Origin of the sequence: Bradyrhizobium sp. OK095 (assembly GCF_900109945.1) — a bacterium.
Taxonomy (GTDB): domain Bacteria; phylum Pseudomonadota; class Alphaproteobacteria; order Rhizobiales; family Xanthobacteraceae; genus Bradyrhizobium.
The window spans coordinates 255,458-271,812 of sequence record NZ_FOBX01000003.1; the positions used below are offsets into that span (position 1 = coordinate 255,458).

Genomic DNA, 16,355 nt, shown 5'->3' on the forward strand with positions numbered 1-16,355 from the left:
CCCCGCTACAAGGGGAGCGCATGATGGATGAACTGAACGGCAAGCTGATCGCGTGTCAGATCTTGATCACGGGATTGATCGCGCGCGTCGCCAACGAGCAGCGCGATCCCTTGCGCTTCCTCACCGACTTTCGCGACGAAATCAAAGCGGTCGTCAGCGGCGTCAACATCGCCGGCATGGACAACAGCGATCGCGTGCGCGCGGTCGTGCAGAAGACCGTCGACGAATTGTTCTCGCTGATGAAGCCGCCGAGCAGCGATTGACGGCTGCACGAGATCATGCACGAAGGCTAGTGCCGATGTGTCTGACTGCATCGATTTGTCGCGCAAGATTTCAACGATTTCAAAATGGAAACTCTGGAATCGATATGAACTAGATAGATTCAAGTGATCTTGCCGGGACAGCTGCATTGACCTGATTTTTCGCGGTCGATAGCACCGCCTCGATGTTCGTCGCGCATGTTGCGGATCGACGAATTTGAGATGGGGTGCGTTGGAATGGGGCTAGTGCTAGCGCCGCGATCGTTGCGTTCGGTCGCCGGAAGAAATTCACTTGGAGAGAAGCTCGACGGGAATCCCGGCAAGGCGGTATCGGCGGTCGCGAGCCTGATCGCGGTGGCGTCGGTGTCGAGCGGCGCAGAAGCGCAGCAGTCGAACCTGCCGCCGGTGACGGTCGATGCTCCCGTCGCGCGTCCGCGTCCGGTGGCCTCGAAGCCGACGGCGGATCAGGTCCGCGCCCGTAACGCGCTTCGACGTGCCGCTCAGCGGCAGCAGGCGGCCCAGCAGGCCGCTCCCACGGCACCGGCTGGCGAAGTGGACCGCAATCCCTATTCAGATCCGGCGGCGCCCTACAAGGTCGATCACGTCCAGGCCTCCGGCAAGTTTCCCGAGCCGATGCTGAACACACCGAAGACCATCACCGTGCTCAGCAAGGAAGTGCTCGAGGACAAGAACGCCACGACGCTGAAGGAGATCGGGCGCTCGACCGCCGGCGTAACGCTAGGCTCGGGCGAGGGCGGCAACGCATTCGGCGACCGCTTCTTCATCCGCGGCTTCGACGCGCGCAACGACATCTTCATCGACGGCATCCGCGATCCCGCCGTGTCCATCCGCGAGAACTTCTTCACCGAGCAGATCGAGATTTTGCGCGGTCCGGCGTCGTCCTATGCCGGCCGTGGCACCGCGGGCGGCGCCATCAACATCGTCACCAAGCAGGCCGGCGACGTCAACTTCAAGCGCATGGATACCGAGTTCGGCACTGACAGGACCAAGCGCGTCACGATCGACGTCAACCAGGTGATCGACCCGACCTTCTCGGTGCGCACCGGCGGCCTGTTCCAGGATGCCAACGTCGCCGGCCGCGACTACGTGACCGACAATAGGTGGGGCACCTTCCTCTCGACCAAATACACCCCGACCAACGACATCAAGATCACGACGAACTACGTCCATACCGATCTCAGCGGGCTGCCGGATTTCGGCGTGCCCTATTACAAGCAGGGCAACGTGCCGGTGACGTCGGCCGGCATTCCGCGCGGAGCCTGGTATGGCTTCCTCAACCGCGACTTCCAGACCGCGCGGCAGGATTTCGGCACCGGTACGGTGGAGTACAAGGTCAACGACGCCATCACGCTGAGCAGCAAGGTGCGCGGCGAACACTCGCTGCTGAACTATATCGGTACGCTGCCGCAGAACCCGGTGACGACCAACGCCAACCCGTTGCTCTGGACCACGACGGCGAGCGCGCAGAGCCGCTACCAGACCGTGGACGTGTGGGCCAACCAGAACGAGGCCACGTTCAAGCTCGACACCGGCGGGGTCAAGCACACCGCGGTGTTCGGTGTCGAATATACCAACGAGAACATCTCGATCGACCGTTACTCGGGGCTCGCGTCTGAACTGGCCGGCAGCGCCTTCACGAGCAACGGCGCCGTCTCGGGGGTCAATCTCTACTCTCCCCAATACACCTACGCTCCCTTTGGCACGCCGGGCCTGACCGGAAACCCGACGCGCTATGGCGTCAACACCAGCAGCGTCTATGTCATGGACACCGCGAACTGGCGGGACACGATCATCGTCAACGGTGGCATCCGTTACGACGGCTACAACATGAGCTCGTCGACCAATTCGGCCTATCTGAAGATGAACTCCGATCTGGTGAACTACAACGTCGGCCTGGTCTACAAGCCGATGTCGATCGGCAGCCTCTATGTGGCCTATGCAACCTCGGCCAATCCGTTCGGCTCCGAGCTTGACGCGACCGGCACCGATTACGGTGGCGTTCCCGCCAACACGACGGTTCTGCTCGGACCCGAGCGCAACAAGGCGGCCGAAGTCGGCACCAAGTGGGAACTGGTGGATCGTCACCTGCTGGTATCAGGCGCACTGTTCCAGACCACCAAGGACAATGCGCGCGAAACCAACGCCTCGGGCTTGCTCACCGCGAACGCGGCCTACCGCATCCAGGGCATCGACATCGAGGCCGAGGGCAAGATCACCGACCGCTGGAGCGTCTTCGGCGGCATCGTGCTGATGCAGTCGAAGGTCACGCAGAGCAACATCGCCTCCAACCTCGGCCTGCAGCTTGCGAACGTGGCTCATCAGTCGTTCAGCATGCTGACGAAGTACAAGTTCGACGGCGGCTGGGAGCTGGGCGGGCAGGCGGTGTACCGCTCGAAGGTCTATGGCGGCACGTTCGCGGCCAATACCGGCAACGAGCTGCCGAGCTATTGGCGCTTCGACGCGTTCGTCGAGAAGAAGATCGACAAGAACTGGACCATGAAGTTCTACGCGCAGAACCTCACCAACAAGCTGTACTACGACACGCTCTATCGCAGCGCCGTGCCGTTCGTGGCCGTCGCGCCGGGCCGCGCATTCTACCTCGTGACGACTGCGAAGTTCTGATCGCGCCAGCCAGAGCCGGGATGTCTGCCATGGCGGGCATCCCGACACCTTCCGCAACGATGGCGCGTGCATGGCCTCGCTGCCAGTTTAGAATGCTTACAAACTCGAGCTTAGAACGATTACAAAGTGATGCGCCCAGACAAGTTTAGAATTGCTTTGAAATGGGCGGATTCCCCCGCAGTGTTGCCGTGATCGCGTTGACCCCCACGAACACGCTCGATAGCACCGATGCGTCGCGTTGTCGCAACGTGGCCAATGGAAGCATAAGAACAGTGGGGCGTGTGATGGGCATGAGAAAGACACCGCGGTCGTTGCGTTCGGACGCGGTTCGGAAATCATTCGGCAACAATTTCGATGCTGCGACGGGCAAGACCGTTTCCGCGGTCGCAAGTCTGATCGCCGTCGCGTCAGTTTCGAGCGGGGTGCATGCGCAGACGCCCAACCTGCCGCCGGTGAACGTCGATGCACCGAAAGAGCGTCCGCGTCCCACCGCTTCCAGACCCACCGCCGATCAAGTCCGCGCGCGCAATGCGCTGCGGCGTGCGGCGCAGCGGCAGCAGGCCGCAACGGCGCCGGTCGCCACCCCGAGTCCGGGCGCTCCCGATCGCAATCCGTATGCGGATCCGGCTGCACCGTACAAGGTCGATCACGTTCAGGCCGGCGGCAAATTTCCGGAGAAATTGGTCGATACGCCGAAGTCGATCACCGTTTTGAGCAAGGAAGTGCTCGAGGACAAGAACGCGACGTCGCTGAAGACCGCGATCCTCAGCACGGCCGGCGTAACGCTCGGCACGGGCGAGGGCGGCAACGCCTTCGGCGACCGCTTCTTCATCCGCGGCTTCGATGCCCGCAACGACATCTTCATCGATGGTGTGCGCGATCCCGGCGTCAGTGTTCGTGAGAACTTCTTTACCGAGCAGGTCGAAATCCTGCGTGGTCCCGGTTCGTCCTTTTCCGGCCGCGGTATCGCCGGCGGTGCGATCAACATCGTTACCAAGCAGGCTGTGACGGAGAAGAGCTTCTACAACATGGACACCTCGTTTGGCACCGACAAGACCAAGCGTGTCACGCTCGATGTCAACCAGGTGATCAATCCGACGTTTGCGGTGCGCGCCGGGGGCCTATTCCAGGACGCGGGCGTCGCGGGTCGCGATTATGTCACGGATGATCGCAGCGGGTTTTTCATCGCGACGACATGGAAGCCTATCGATGCAGTCAAGGTGACGACGGACTACATTCACACCTACCAGCATGGCATTCCGGATTTCGGCGTGCCGTACTATCGGCCGGGATCGGCGCCCTATACCACCACGGCCGGCGGCCCGTATCCCGACTTCGGCTCCAATCGCAACAATTTCTACGGCTTCGTCAATCGCGACTTCTTCAAGGTCAAGCAGGATATCGGGACGATCAATTCCGAGATCTATGTCACGCCAGATCTCATGCTCAGCGACAAGATCCGCCTGTCGCGCTCGGTCAACGACTATGTCGGGACGCTGGCGGAATCCCCGACCGCTCCGATTCCGTTGACAGCCGCGACCGTGACGGCCAATCCGCAGAGCCGCTATCAGGTCACCAGCGTCCTCGCCAACCAGAGCGAAGCGACCTACAAATTCGACACCGGTGGGTTCAGGCATACGGCGCTCGGAGGCGTCGAGGTCTCGCGTGAGACGTCCTTCATCGACAAATATGCCGGGCTGGACTCGGAATTGACGACCGGCCCCAAGTTCACTCCCGGCGGCTCCACGTCGGGCGTCAGCGTGTTTTCGCCGCAATACACCTTCCTCAACACGTTCGATACGCCGAGGATGCTGGGAACGCCGACCAATCTCTCGGTGGACACCAAGAGCGTCTATGCGATGGATAGCGCGAACTATCGCGATCTCGTCATTCTCAATGGCGGCATCCGCTACGACGACTACACCGTCAAGACCAGTGGTTACGGCACCGTCGGCGGAGTGCAGACGTTCGGCGCGCAAAGCGCCGAGTTCGGGCTGCCGAACTTCAATCTCGGTGTGACGCTGAAGCCGCTGCCGAACGGCAGCGTCTATGCGGCCTATGCGACGTCGTCGAACCCGGTTGGCGCCGAATTCGACGGCACCAGCTCGGCCTATGGCGGCATTTCGCCGGTTCTCAACGGCGCCAACACCCAGATATTCGGGCCGGAGAAGAACAAGGCAATCGAGCTAGGCACCAAATGGGAGCTCTTCGATCGCCATCTGCTGCTGACGGCGGCGCTATTCCAGACCGAGAAAGAGAACGCGCGTGAAGCGCAGAATGTCGGCAGTACGGCTGCTGCAGCCAAAGTTCCGGGGTGTGCCTATAATCTGCCGGCGGGGTCGGGCAATGTATCCTGCATCACGGCGGGCGGCGCCTACCGCATCCGCGGCATCGACCTCGGCGTCGGCGGCAAGCTCACCGACAAATGGAGCGTGTTCGGCGGCCTGGTGCTGATGCAGTCGGAGGTGACGAAGTCGCTTGCACCGTCGGCAAATACGACGCTGTATCCGACCAATGTCGGGCTGCCGCTCGCCAACATCGCGCATCAGTCGTTCAGCATGCTTTCCAAGTACCAGCTCACGGATGTCTGGGAGCTCGGCGGACAGGCGGTCTACCGCTCCGGGATCCGCGGCGGCACGCTGCTCGCGGCGAACCAGGGGACATCGATCCCGGACTATTGGCGCTTCGACATGTTCGCCGAAGCGAAGGTCGACAAGCATTGGACCGTGAAGCTGTTCGTCAACAACATCTTCGACAAACGCTATTACGACGCGCTGTACCAGAGTGCGACGCCGTTCGTGCTGGAAGCACCGGGACGCGCCGCCTATCTGGTGGTCTCGGCCCGCTACTGATGGAGAGATAACGAGGTGCCATGCTGACATGCATAGAAGGCGTCCTGAGCAAGGAAGATGTGGCGGAGTTCCGCCGCATCATGGACGCCAGCGAATGGGAGGACGGACGCTCCACCGCCGGCTCGCAGTCGGCGATGGTCAAGCGCAACGAGCAACTGCCGCCCGATAGCGAAGTCGCGCGAAAACTCGGCAACCGCATCATCTCGGCGCTGACGTCGAACCCCCGGTTCCTGGCGGCGGCGATCCCGCTCCAGATCTTTCCGCCGCTGTTCAACCGCTATGCGGCGGACAGCGGCCACCATTTCGGCCTGCACGTCGACAATGCGATCCGCGGCGACCGGCTGACCGGCCTTCGCATCCGCACCGATCTGTCGGTCACGCTGTTCCTCAGCGAGCCGGAAGAATATGACGGTGGCGAACTTGTGATCGAGGACACCTACGGTTCGCACGAAGTCAAGTTGCAAGCAGGCGACTGCGTGCTCTATCCCTCGACCAGCCTGCATCTCGTCACGCCGGTGACCCGGGGAGTGCGGGTTGCGTCTTTCTTCTGGCTTCAGAGCATGATACGGGACGATCAAGCCCGGAGCATGATCTTTGACCTCGACACCGCGATACAGGCGCTGGTGGGACGGCTCGGGCGTGACGATCCCGAAACGGTCAAATTGACGGGTATCTATCACAACCTCATTCGCACCTGGGCCGAAGTATGAAGATCATGTCCTTCCAAGCAAGCCTTGCCGCAGCCGCCATGCTGGCGGCCGCCTGGCTCGCATCTCCTGTTTCCGCCCAGACACAGGCCCCGGCGGCAGCGCCGGCCCAGTCGACGGCGCCCGCCGCGGCTCCGGCGCCGGCAGCTGCGGCCCCGAGCGCGGCCGCGCCGGCGGCTTCCTCGGCCACCGCACCGGCCGCGAAGTCGGACGTGTTCGGTGCCCCGCCGGTCATGAAGGAATTGTCGCCCTGGGTGATGTTCATGTCGGCGGACGTCGTCGTCAAGGCGGTGATGATCGGGCTCGCCTTTGCATCGCTGATGACCTGGACCGTCCTGATCGCCAAGTCGTTCGAGCTGTCGGTCGCGTCTGCAAAACTTCGTTCGGCGCTGAAGAAGATCGCGGAGGCGCGCTCGCTCGCGGAAGCGCAAATGGCGCTCGGCGCCAAGGAGGGGATTCTGCCGTCCTTCCTGGCGGCGGCGTTGCGCGAGGCGCGGATGTCGGCTGGCCTATCCAGCGATACCGGCATCAAGGAGCGGGCGGCCTCGAGCTTCCAGGAGATCATGCGCGCGGAGGCGCGGCGCATCCGCATCGGCATGGGCGTGCTCGCGACCATCGGCTCGACATCGCCCTTCGTCGGCCTGTTCGGCACGGTCTGGGGCATCATGAACAGTTTCATCGGCATCTCGAAGTCGCAGACCACGAACCTTGCCGTCGTCGCGCCCGGTATCGCCGAGGCGCTGCTGGCGACCGCGATCGGCCTCGTCGCCGCGATCCCCGCGGTGATCATCTACAATCACTTCTCGCGCGTGACGAAGAGCTATCTCGAGCTCGTCAGCCGTGCCTCGGGCGCGGCGGGGCGGCTGCTCTCGCGCGATCTCGATCGCAGCCACGGCGGCGTGCATTCGCGCGCGGCGGAGTGAACCATGGGTGTTTCGCTCGCAGACAATGATGATGACGACGATTTCTCGGAAACGCATGACATCAACGTCACGCCGTTCATCGATGTCATCCTGGTTCTGCTGATCATCTTCATGGTCGCAGCTCCGCTGTCCACCGTCGACCTGCCGATCGATCTGCCGACGTCGAGCTCGATGCCGCAGAAGAAGCCGGACAAACCGACTTATCTCAGCATCCGGCGCGATCTGACGATCGCCATCGGCGAGGAGACCGTCCACCGCGCCGAGCTGACCATGACCCTCGACTCGATGTCCGACATGAGCAAGGACAAGTACGTCTTCCTGCGTGCCGATCGCGCCGTGCCCTATGGCGAGTTGATGGGCGTCATGGAGCTGCTGCGCTCCGGCGGCTACACGAAGGTGAAGCTGGTTGCGCTTGAGGGGCCTCCCATGGCGGCGGGAGCGTCTGCCGCGGGCGCTCCGCAGCCATAGAGGTTCGCTAGGGAACTGCCATGTCTGACGTCGATCTCGAACCCAGATCATCCCGGAGGCTTTGGATTTTGGCTGCCGTGGCGGCGCTCGTCCTCCATGTGGGTGGCGCTGCGCTCGCGCTCGCTAGCCTGCGGGCCGACGACGGCAACGAAGGGTTAGGCGCTGCGGGGGCGGAGTTCGCGGTCGAGATGACGTCGCCGCCGGTTCAGGAGTCCGACAGGGCCCCCGGACCTACGGACTCCGAGGAGCAGGAAGAGCGCCCGGAGATGCCCGAGCAGAAGGCCGAGGTCAAAGAGACGGATCTTCCACAGGACCGGCCGCAACAGGTCGAGGATGCCGATCGCCTCGTCACCGAAAGCAAGCCGAAGAAGGAGCAGGACGAGGAGCCGAAGATCGCGGCCGTCGAAACGCCGGCCATGGAGGCCGCGCAGAAGTCGGTTGCGATGGAGCGGCAGACCTTCGAGGACGCAACGCGCGAGGCCGAGAAGGCCATGGCGCCGGTGCTCGGCATCGGCAAGGACCTCCTGAAGCTGACGGCCGACTGGAACCGCAAGATCAGCGCGCATCTTTCGGCGCACAAGGTCAATCCGGAGGGCAAGGAGCCCAATAACGAGGTGGCAAAGGTGAGCTTCGCGCTCAACCGGATGGGAAACGTGCTTTCAGTGGACGTCGTGACCTCGTCCGGGGATAAGGCCTACGACGCCGCCGCGATCGCCATGGTCCGCAAGTCCGATCCGTTCCCGCAACCGCCCGCCGGGCTGACCGAGGACCGGATCGAGCGCACCGTCGAGATATTCTTCAAGCCTCCGTCGGAGGAGAAGAAAAAGAAGAAGTCGGCTCAGCGCCAGTAAAACCGGATCCCGACATAGACCACGACCAGGCAGGCGAAGATCAGCGCCACCGGGAGTGGCCGCTTCTGGGTGCCGCTGGCGGACGACCCAAAGAAGCTGACCTTCGTCTTTGGCTTCGGTTCCGGGCGGCGGAAGGCGGTAACATTGTCCGCTGCAGGCTCAGCCGCACGGGTGCGGACGTCCGGCGGGGTTCCCGCACCGCCCATCTCGGCATAATAGGCCTTGTAGATCGCGCCGATGGTGGCCTCGGTGGCCTCGCCCTCGCTCATCTGCGCCACCAGGTTCTTGTAGCTCGCCAGGAATTCCTGGGCCTCCGGAGGCAGCGCGGACGAGCCGTTGAGCTTGGCCATCATCTTCCAGGTGGCAAAATCAGCGCGGGCGCGGGTGTCCGCGCGTCGCGCGATCAGCATATCGGCAGCTTTGACCAAGTCGGCCTCGAGCCCTTCGGCTTTTGTTCGGGGTGTGCTGTTCAACTACGTGTTGCCGGTCAGGAAGAGAACAGCCTGTTTCACATAACCGGTCACCGTTCCCAGTATTGCTGAAATAACATCAAGATTTAGACCTAACTGCGAGCCCAGAAGAGGTAGCAGGATCAGGAGCCCGATCAGGATCAGCATCCCGTACGGCTCGAGCCGCGCCAGCGGCAGCGCGAGCGGGCGGGGCAACAGCCCGACCGCGACCCGCCCGCCGTCCAAAGGCGGTATCGGAATCATGTTAAAGACTGCCAACACCACGTTGATGAGCACCGCGTTAGCGAGATTGTCGAAGATCCATTGCGCCGAGCTCGCTGGGGCAAACGGCAGCGCGTGGACGGCAAGAGCTGCCGCGAGCGCCAGCAGGATGTTGGTGGCGGGACCGGCCAGCGCCACCCAGACCATGTCGAGCCTGGGGTGATTGAGGTTGCGGAAATTCACCGGCACCGGCTTGGCATAGCCGAACAGGAATGGCGAATGCGCAAACAACAGCATCGCCGGAAGGATCACTGTCCCGAATGGGTCGATATGCCTAAGCGGGTTGAAGCTGACGCGGCCGAGCTGCCAGGCCGTGTTGTCACCGAGACGATGCGCCACGAAGGCGTGCGCGGCCTCGTGAAAAGTGATGGCGAGCACCAGCGGCAGCACCCACACGGATAGTTCATACAATGAGATGTTCACGGCTCGTCCGTCCCGGTTTGCCTGCGGCCTTGCAGCCGTCCCAGCCAACCGGCGGTGCAGCAACGCTTCAGCCTAGACATAGGGTGGCCGGTTCCGAAATACCACGCCGCAAATGATCCCCGCTCGAACCTGCCGTGCAGTCGTGCAAATTCACGCAGGAATCGTCCCCGGATACTGCGTCAGACCGTCGTCGAGCTTCAGCCACGCCAGCTTCTCCGACACCCAGATGTGCTCGGTCGGCGCAAAGGCGTTGCGGTCGTCGAAGGTCGTGAGCGAGACGCCCGCCAGCGTGCCGTTGCGCCGCCACGAGAACAGGCGTGTGCCGCAGCGCTTGCAGAACACGCGGTCGATGGCCTCGGACGAGGCATAACGCTCGGTGTCGCCCTCGACTGTCAGCGCGCGCTGATCGAATTGCGCGCGCGCAAAATAGGGCGAGCCCATCGCTTTCTGGCACATGCGGCAATGGCAGATGCGGACGTTGAGCGGCTCGCCCTCCGCCCTGAACCGCACCGTGCCGCACAGGCATCCACCTTCCCGGATCATGATGTCCTCAGTAGGTTGCGCGCCCGCCCGAGATGTCGAACACCGCGCCGGTCGAGAAGCCACAATCTTCCGATGCGAGCCAGCTCACCATCGCGGCGAGCTCTTCGACCTGCACGAAGCGCGCCTTGGGGATTTTCGACAGCATGAAATCGATATGCTGCTGCGTCATCTGGTCGAAGATCGCGGTCTTGGCGGCGGCCGGCGTCACCGCATTCACGAGGATGTCATGTGCGGCCAATTCCTTGCCCAGCGACTTCGTCAGCGCGATCAGGCCGGCCTTGGACGCCGAATAATGCGAGGCGTTCGGATTGCCTTCCTTGCCGGCGATCGAGGCGATGTTCACGATGCGCCCGTATTTCTGCTTGAGCATCGCGGGCACGATCGCCTTGCAGACGATGAAGGGGCCGTCGAGGTTGATGCGCAGCACCTTGCGCCATTCCTCCAGATCAGTCTCCCAGACCGGCTTGTTGACGCCGGCGATGCCGGCATTGTTGACGAGGATGTCGATCTTGCCGAAGGCGGCAAGCGTCGCATCGCGGGCCTGCTCGACGCCTGCGGTGTCGGTGACGTCGACCTTGAAGACGCGGACGTTGTCGCCGATCTCTTTTGCGGTCTTCTCGGCGAGGCCAGAGTCAAAATCCCAGATCGCGACCTTGGCGCCGGAGGCGACAAAGCGCTCGGTGATGGCGCGGCCAAAGCCCTGCGCGCCGCCGGTGACGACAGCCACGCGGCCGTTGAGATCGATCTTGTTCATGCCGGGGCCTCTGGCGTCAGAGCATGTAGCCGCCGTCGACGACGAGGTCGACGCCGGTGGTGAAGGCGCTTTCGTCACTGCCGAGATAGACCGCCATGGAGGCGATCTCGTCGGCGGTGCCGAGCCGGCCCATCTTCTGGCGGGAGACGAACATCTCCTTGCCTTGCGGTCCTTGGGCTGCGGCGCGATCGAGCATCGAGGGCGTCTCGACGGTGCCGGGGCAGATCGAGTTGCAGCGGATGCCCTTGGTGATGAAGTCGAGCGCGACCGCGCGCGTCAGCAGCGACACCGCGGCCTTGGACGAGCTGTAGACGTAACGGTTCGCCGGCGGCCGCAGCGCTGCACAGGACGAGATGTTGACGATGCTGCCGCCGCCGCCCGCGAGCATGTCGGGCAGGAAGGCCCTGATGGTCCGGTGCATCGACTTGACGTTGAGGTCGAACGAGAAGTCAAAATCCTCTTCCGAGCATTCCAGGATCGTGCCGTGGTGCACGAAGCCCGCCGCGTTGAGCAGGATGTCGATCTTGCCGACGCGCTTGGCGAAAGCGTTGACGTCGGCGGTGTTGCGGACGTCGAGTTTTGCGGTCTCGGCGATGCCTTCCTTGGTCAGGCCCGCGATGCCGGCCTCGTTGATGTCGGTGGCGATGACGGTTGCACCTTCACGCGCGAATGCGATGGCGCAGGCGCGCCCGATGCCGGCGGCGGCAGCGGTGATGACGGCGCGTTTTCCCTTGAGGCGGTCTGCCATTTTGTATTTCTCCTCACCTTGAATTCGATTGCTCTGTCGTCATTGCGAGCGAAGCGAAGCAATCCAGAATCTTGCCGCGGAGGCAGTCTGGATTGCTTCGTCGCTTCGCTCCTCGCAACGACGAGTGGTCAGTGATTGTCCCGCGCCACACCAAAGGTGCCGGCGACGTTCTGGTACCTTGTGGCGAGCTCCATGCAGGCGCCGGTCGATTGCTGCCCGACGGTGTTGCGATAAAGCTCCTGCCACGGCGTCTGGTTCGCCGGATGCTTGAAGCCGCCATTGGCCATCAGCTCGGCGTGGCGCTTCTTCACCTCGTCGTCCGAGATCAGGATATTCGCGCTGCCCTTGTTGAGGTCGATGCGAACCTTGTCGCCGGTCTTGAGGATCGCAAGCCCGCCATTGGCGGCCGCTTCCGGCGAGGCATTCAGGATCGATGGCGAACCCGACGTGCCGGACTGGCGGCCGTCGCCGATGCAGGGCAGGGCGAGGATGCCGCGTTTGATCAACGCCGTCGGCGGCTGCATGTTCACGACCTCGGCGCCGCCGGGATAGCCGATCGGGCCGGTACCGCGGACGAACAGCACGCAGTGCTCGTCGATGTCGAGCGAGGCATCGTCGATCCGCGCGTGATAGTCCTCCGGCCCCTCGAACACGATGGCGCGGCCCTCGAAGGCATTGAGGTCCTTCGGGTTGCTGAGATAGCGGTCGCGGAATTCCTTGGAGATCACGCTGGTCTTCATGATCGCGGAATCGAACAGATTGCCGCGCAGCACCAGGAAGCCGGCGTCCTTCACCAGCGGCTTGTCATAAGCCCAGATCACGTCGTTGTCGGGCTTTGGCGCATTGGCGCAGTTCTCACCGATGCCGCGGCCGTTCACGGTGACCGCGTTCTCGTGGATACGCTTGTGCTTCATCAGCTCGCGCACCACGGCCGGCACGCCGCCGGCGCGGTGGAATTCCTCGCCGAGATAGAAGCCGGCCGGCTGCATGTTGACCAGGAGCGGCACGTCATGGCCGACCTTCTGCCAGTCGTCGATCGACAGCTCGACGCCGATATGGCGGGCCAGCGCGTTGATGTGGATCGGCGCATTGGTCGAGCCGCCGATCGCGGAATTGATCACGATGCAGTTCTCGAACGCCTCGCGAGTCAGGATGTCCGAGGGTTTGAGATCTTCCCAGACCATCTCGACGGCGCGCTTGCCGGTCTCGTAGGCGATCTGGCCGCGCTCGCGATAGGGCGCGGGGATCGCCGCACAGCCCGGCAGCGAGAAGCCGAGCGCTTCGGCGAGCCCGTTCATGGTCGACGCCGTGCCCATGGTGTTGCAATGGCCGACCGACGGCGCCGAGGACGCCACGATCTCCATGAATTCTTCGTAGTCGATCTCGCCGGCGGCAAGCCGCTCGCGCGACTTCCAGACAATGGTACCGGAACCGGTGCGCTCGCCATTGTGCCAGCCGTTCAACATCGGGCCGCCCGACAGCACGATCGCGGGCAGGTTGACGGTCGCCGCCGCCATCATGCAGGCGGGCGTGGTCTTGTCGCAGCCGGTGGTCAGCACCACGCCGTCGAGCGGATAGCCGTAGAGGATCTCGACCAGGCCGAGATAAGCGAGGTTACGGTCGAGCGCGGCGGTCGGGCGCTTGCCGGTCTCCTGGATCGGGTGGGTCGGGAATTCCATCGCAATGCCGCCGGCCTCGCGGATGCCTTCGCGGACGCGATGGGCGAGTTCGATATGGTGGCGGTTGCAGGGGGAGAGGTCGTTGCCGGTCTGGGCGATGCCGATGATCGGCTTGCCGGACTGAAGTTCGCCGCGGGTCAGGCCGAAATTGAGATAGCGCTCCAGATAGAGCGCGGTCATGCCAGGATTATGCGGGTTGTTGAACCATTCCTGCGAGCGAAGGTGGCGGCGGGCGCCGTTACCGGCGGGCGCGTGCCCATTGGTTGGCTTTTTTGTCATTGGTTTCTCCTGCAATGCAAACGCACTGGCGTCCGTCTCACGGTGTCGGCTTGTGCGATGCCCAACGGCGTGAGCGATGGTGGGCCTGCCCGTTGGTGGGTCGTTTCCTCACAAGTTCGATATTAGTCATGGCCACTTGGTAACGCTACCATTTTGTTCTGCGCGCCCCCGCCTGATACGGCCGGTCTGCTGTCCTGATGTCGCGACGATGAGCTTTGCCGCTCGATCACCTTGAAGCCGAGGTCGAGCACCGACTGCTCCGGGCGCCGTCCGTCGATCGCCTCGATCAGCATGGTGGCGGCTTTGTTGCCCATCTCGTAACGGTTGGTGCGGACGCTGGTCAGGGTCGGGACGGCGGAGGCCATGAATTCGAGATCGTTGAAGCCGACGATCGCGATCTGCTCGGGAATTGCGATCTCCCGCCGCCGGCATTCGAACAGCACGCCGAGCGCAAGGTCGTCGTTGGCGCAGAACACCGCATCGATGCCGGGCTCTCGTGCCAGCAGGTCGGTGAACAGGGCGCCGCCGAGCGTCACCGAAGTCGGTGTCGCCGTCGTGACGACGAGGCGCTGCTCGAACAATCCGGCGTCCTTCATGGCCGAGACATATCCGTCCAGCCGCCGCTGCACCCGCGGATCCATGCGCGCGCCGATGAAGCCGATCTTGCGGTGGCCTTGCGCGAACAGATGCGCAATCGCCGCACGCGCTGCATCATAGTGCGAAAAGCCGATCATCATGTCGACCGGGTTGGGGCCGATCTCCATGATCTGGACGATCGGACAGTCGGCGGCGTCCAGCATCGCACGCGATTCCGTGGTCTGGTCGATGCCGGTGACGATCAGCCCGGCCGGCTTCTGCGCGAGAAACAGGCGCAGCAGTCTCTCCTCCTGGAGAATAGAGTAGCGTGTGTTGGACAGCTGGATCGAGTAGCGGCTGCCCTCATAGGCGTCATAGATGCCACGCAGCACGTCGGAAAACACGTTGTTGGTCAGTGACGGAATCAAGACACCGATCACTTCAGTGCGCTGCGAGGCCAGCGCGCGTGCCGCCAGGTTCGGCACATAGCCGAGCTCGTTGGCCGCGCTCTCGACCCGCGTTCGCTTGGCGACTGACAGCGCCTCCGGATTACGGAAGAAGCGGGACGCTGTAATCGGGCTGACGCCGGCGAGCTCGGCGACTTCCGCCAGCCGGATTTTGCCTGACTTGGTGCGTTTTCGACCCATTTGTTGCTCTTAGCATAGCCACTCCCGAAACCAAAGGATCGTTGACAGCGCTACCAGCAACGACTAACCAAAGACAAATTGCCAAAACCGCAGAAACTGCCGACAATGTAGCCTGCTAAGATCGGGCTTCGGTTGGTGAAGTTCAGAAAAACAAGACGGTGGCGGCGCGACAGTTGCGCCGTCTACGTCGGAGGAGGGAGCTAGATGTCGTCTGTGCAAATCCGCGACGTGCGGAAATCGTTCGGCAATTTTGAAGTCCTGCACGGCGTCTCGATTCCGATCGAGGATGGCCAGTTCGTCGTCCTGGTTGGCCCCTCCGGCTGCGGCAAGTCGACACTCCTGCGCATGCTCGCCGGCCTCGAGAACATCACCTCCGGCACGATCTCGATCGGCGACCGCGTCGTCAACAATGTCCAGCCCAAGGAGCGGGACATTGCGATGGTGTTTCAGAACTACGCGCTCTATCCGCACATGACCGTCGGCGAGAACATGGGTTTCTCGATGAAGCTGCGCGGCGAGAGCACCGACGAGATCAACAAGCGCGTCAAGCGCGCCGCCGAAATCCTCGCGCTGTCCCCGTTGCTCGAGCGTTATCCGCGCCAGCTCTCCGGCGGCCAGCGCCAGCGCGTTGCCATGGGCCGCGCCATCGTGCGCGATCCGCAAGTGTTCCTGTTCGACGAGCCTCTGTCTAACCTCGACGCCAAGCTGCGCGTCGCGATGCGCACCGAGATCAAGGAACTGCATCAGCGGCTCAAGACCACGACCGTCTACGTGACCCACGACCAGATCGAGGCCATGACCATGGCCGACAAGATCGTCGTCATGCATGACGGCGTCGTCGAGCAGATGGGCACGCCGCTCGAACTCTACGACACGCCGGAAAACCAGTTCGTCGCCGGATTCATCGGCTCTCCCTCGATGAACTTCCTGAAGGGGCATGTGCGCGTCAACGGCGTTGCGACCTTCGAGGGCCCGAACGGCGTCAAGCTGCCGCTCAAGAACGCTCCGGCAGCGTCCGACGGTCGTCCTGTCGTCTATGGCGTGCGGCCCGAGCACTTCACCATTGCCGATGATGGCGCCGATGCCGAGATCGTCGTGGTCGAGCCGACCGGCTCGGAGACACAGGTGTTTGCGAAGCTCGGCGGCGAGCAGGTCGTCGCGGTCTTCCGCGAGCGTCATCAGTTCAATCCGGGCGACAAGGTCAAGCTGAAGCCTGACCCGTCGCTGGTTCATCTGTTCGACGACGCGACAGGCAAACGCCTGTAGCGACG

At 63.1% G+C, this 16,355-nt stretch carries 15 protein-coding genes; 8 read left to right on the forward strand and 7 right to left on the reverse strand.

Annotated features, from left to right (window positions below; genetic code table 11):
• Positions 1–23 precede the first annotated feature (23 nt).
• From BMW89_RS10125 to BMW89_RS10155, 7 genes are all read left to right on the forward strand, one after another.
• Positions 24–263, forward strand: a complete 240-nt coding sequence (locus tag BMW89_RS10125) for a hypothetical protein (protein ID WP_092026266.1) — start codon at positions 24–26, stop codon at positions 261–263.
• A gap of 234 nt (positions 264–497) precedes the next feature.
• On the forward strand, positions 498–2,903 hold the full coding sequence (locus BMW89_RS10130; protein WP_092025282.1) for a TonB-dependent receptor: 2,406 nt from the start codon (positions 498–500) through the stop codon (positions 2,901–2,903).
• Positions 2,904–3,187: 284 nt separating this feature from the next.
• On the forward strand, positions 3,188–5,755 hold the full coding sequence (locus tag BMW89_RS10135) for a TonB-dependent receptor (protein WP_092025285.1): 2,568 nt from the start codon (positions 3,188–3,190) through the stop codon (positions 5,753–5,755).
• 20 nt (positions 5,756–5,775) lie between these two features.
• Positions 5,776–6,465: a Fe2+-dependent dioxygenase gene (locus tag BMW89_RS10140; protein WP_092025288.1), complete on the forward strand. Its 690-nt coding sequence runs from the start codon at positions 5,776–5,778 to the stop codon at positions 6,463–6,465.
• Positions 6,462–7,385 carry a tonB-system energizer ExbB gene (gene exbB, locus BMW89_RS10145; RefSeq protein ID WP_092025291.1) on the forward strand — a complete coding sequence of 308 codons (924 nt, stop codon included), beginning with the start codon at positions 6,462–6,464 and terminating at the stop codon, positions 7,383–7,385. Before BMW89_RS10140 ends, exbB begins: the two co-directional genes overlap by 4 nt.
• Positions 7,386–7,388: 3 nt before the next feature.
• Positions 7,389–7,853 (forward strand): TonB system transport protein ExbD, encoded by a 465-nt coding sequence (gene exbD, locus BMW89_RS10150; RefSeq protein WP_092025294.1) that lies wholly within the window; start codon positions 7,389–7,391, stop codon positions 7,851–7,853.
• Positions 7,854–7,873: 20 nt separating this feature from the next.
• Positions 7,874–8,704, forward strand: coding sequence for a TonB family protein (locus tag BMW89_RS10155; protein ID WP_092025297.1), 831 nt, complete (start codon positions 7,874–7,876; stop codon positions 8,702–8,704).
• On the opposite strand, the gene BMW89_RS10160 is transcribed toward BMW89_RS10155, so the two are convergent.
• The 7 genes from BMW89_RS10160 to gntR form a co-directional block, all read right to left on the reverse strand.
• Positions 8,692–9,114 (reverse strand): hypothetical protein, encoded by a 423-nt coding sequence (locus tag BMW89_RS10160; RefSeq protein WP_092025300.1) that lies wholly within the window; start codon positions 9,112–9,114, stop codon positions 8,692–8,694. The genes BMW89_RS10155 and BMW89_RS10160 overlap by 13 nt on opposite strands.
• A gap of 63 nt (positions 9,115–9,177) precedes the next feature.
• Positions 9,178–9,858, reverse strand: coding sequence for a site-2 protease family protein (locus BMW89_RS10165; RefSeq protein WP_092025303.1), 681 nt, complete (start codon positions 9,856–9,858; stop codon positions 9,178–9,180).
• A gap of 150 nt (positions 9,859–10,008) precedes the next feature.
• Positions 10,009–10,401: a GFA family protein gene (locus BMW89_RS10170; protein ID WP_092025306.1), complete on the reverse strand. Its 393-nt coding sequence runs from the start codon at positions 10,399–10,401 to the stop codon at positions 10,009–10,011.
• 7 nt (positions 10,402–10,408) lie between these two features.
• Entirely contained in the window at positions 10,409–11,155 is a 747-nt protein-coding gene (locus BMW89_RS10175; protein ID WP_092025309.1) for an SDR family NAD(P)-dependent oxidoreductase, read from the reverse strand.
• A 16-nt stretch (positions 11,156–11,171) separates the two neighbouring features.
• The gene (locus BMW89_RS10180; RefSeq protein ID WP_092025312.1) at positions 11,172–11,903 is read right to left on the reverse strand and encodes an SDR family oxidoreductase; all 732 of its coding nucleotides are present in this window, start codon (positions 11,901–11,903) and stop codon (positions 11,172–11,174) included.
• A 128-nt stretch (positions 11,904–12,031) separates the two neighbouring features.
• Positions 12,032–13,861 carry an IlvD/Edd family dehydratase gene (locus tag BMW89_RS10185; protein ID WP_092025315.1) on the reverse strand — a complete coding sequence of 610 codons (1,830 nt, stop codon included), beginning with the start codon at positions 13,859–13,861 and terminating at the stop codon, positions 12,032–12,034.
• Positions 13,862–13,983: 122 nt separating this feature from the next.
• Entirely contained in the window at positions 13,984–15,084 is a 1,101-nt protein-coding gene (gene gntR / locus BMW89_RS10190; RefSeq protein WP_092025318.1) for an HTH-type transcriptional regulator GntR, read from the reverse strand.
• 204 nt (positions 15,085–15,288) lie between these two features.
• On the opposite strand from gntR, the gene BMW89_RS10195 reads away from it, so the two are divergent.
• A complete protein-coding gene (locus tag BMW89_RS10195) occupies positions 15,289–16,350 on the forward strand; it encodes an ABC transporter ATP-binding protein (RefSeq protein WP_092025321.1) in 1,062 nt (353 codons plus the stop codon).
• The last annotated feature ends 5 nt before the right edge of the window (positions 16,351–16,355 follow it).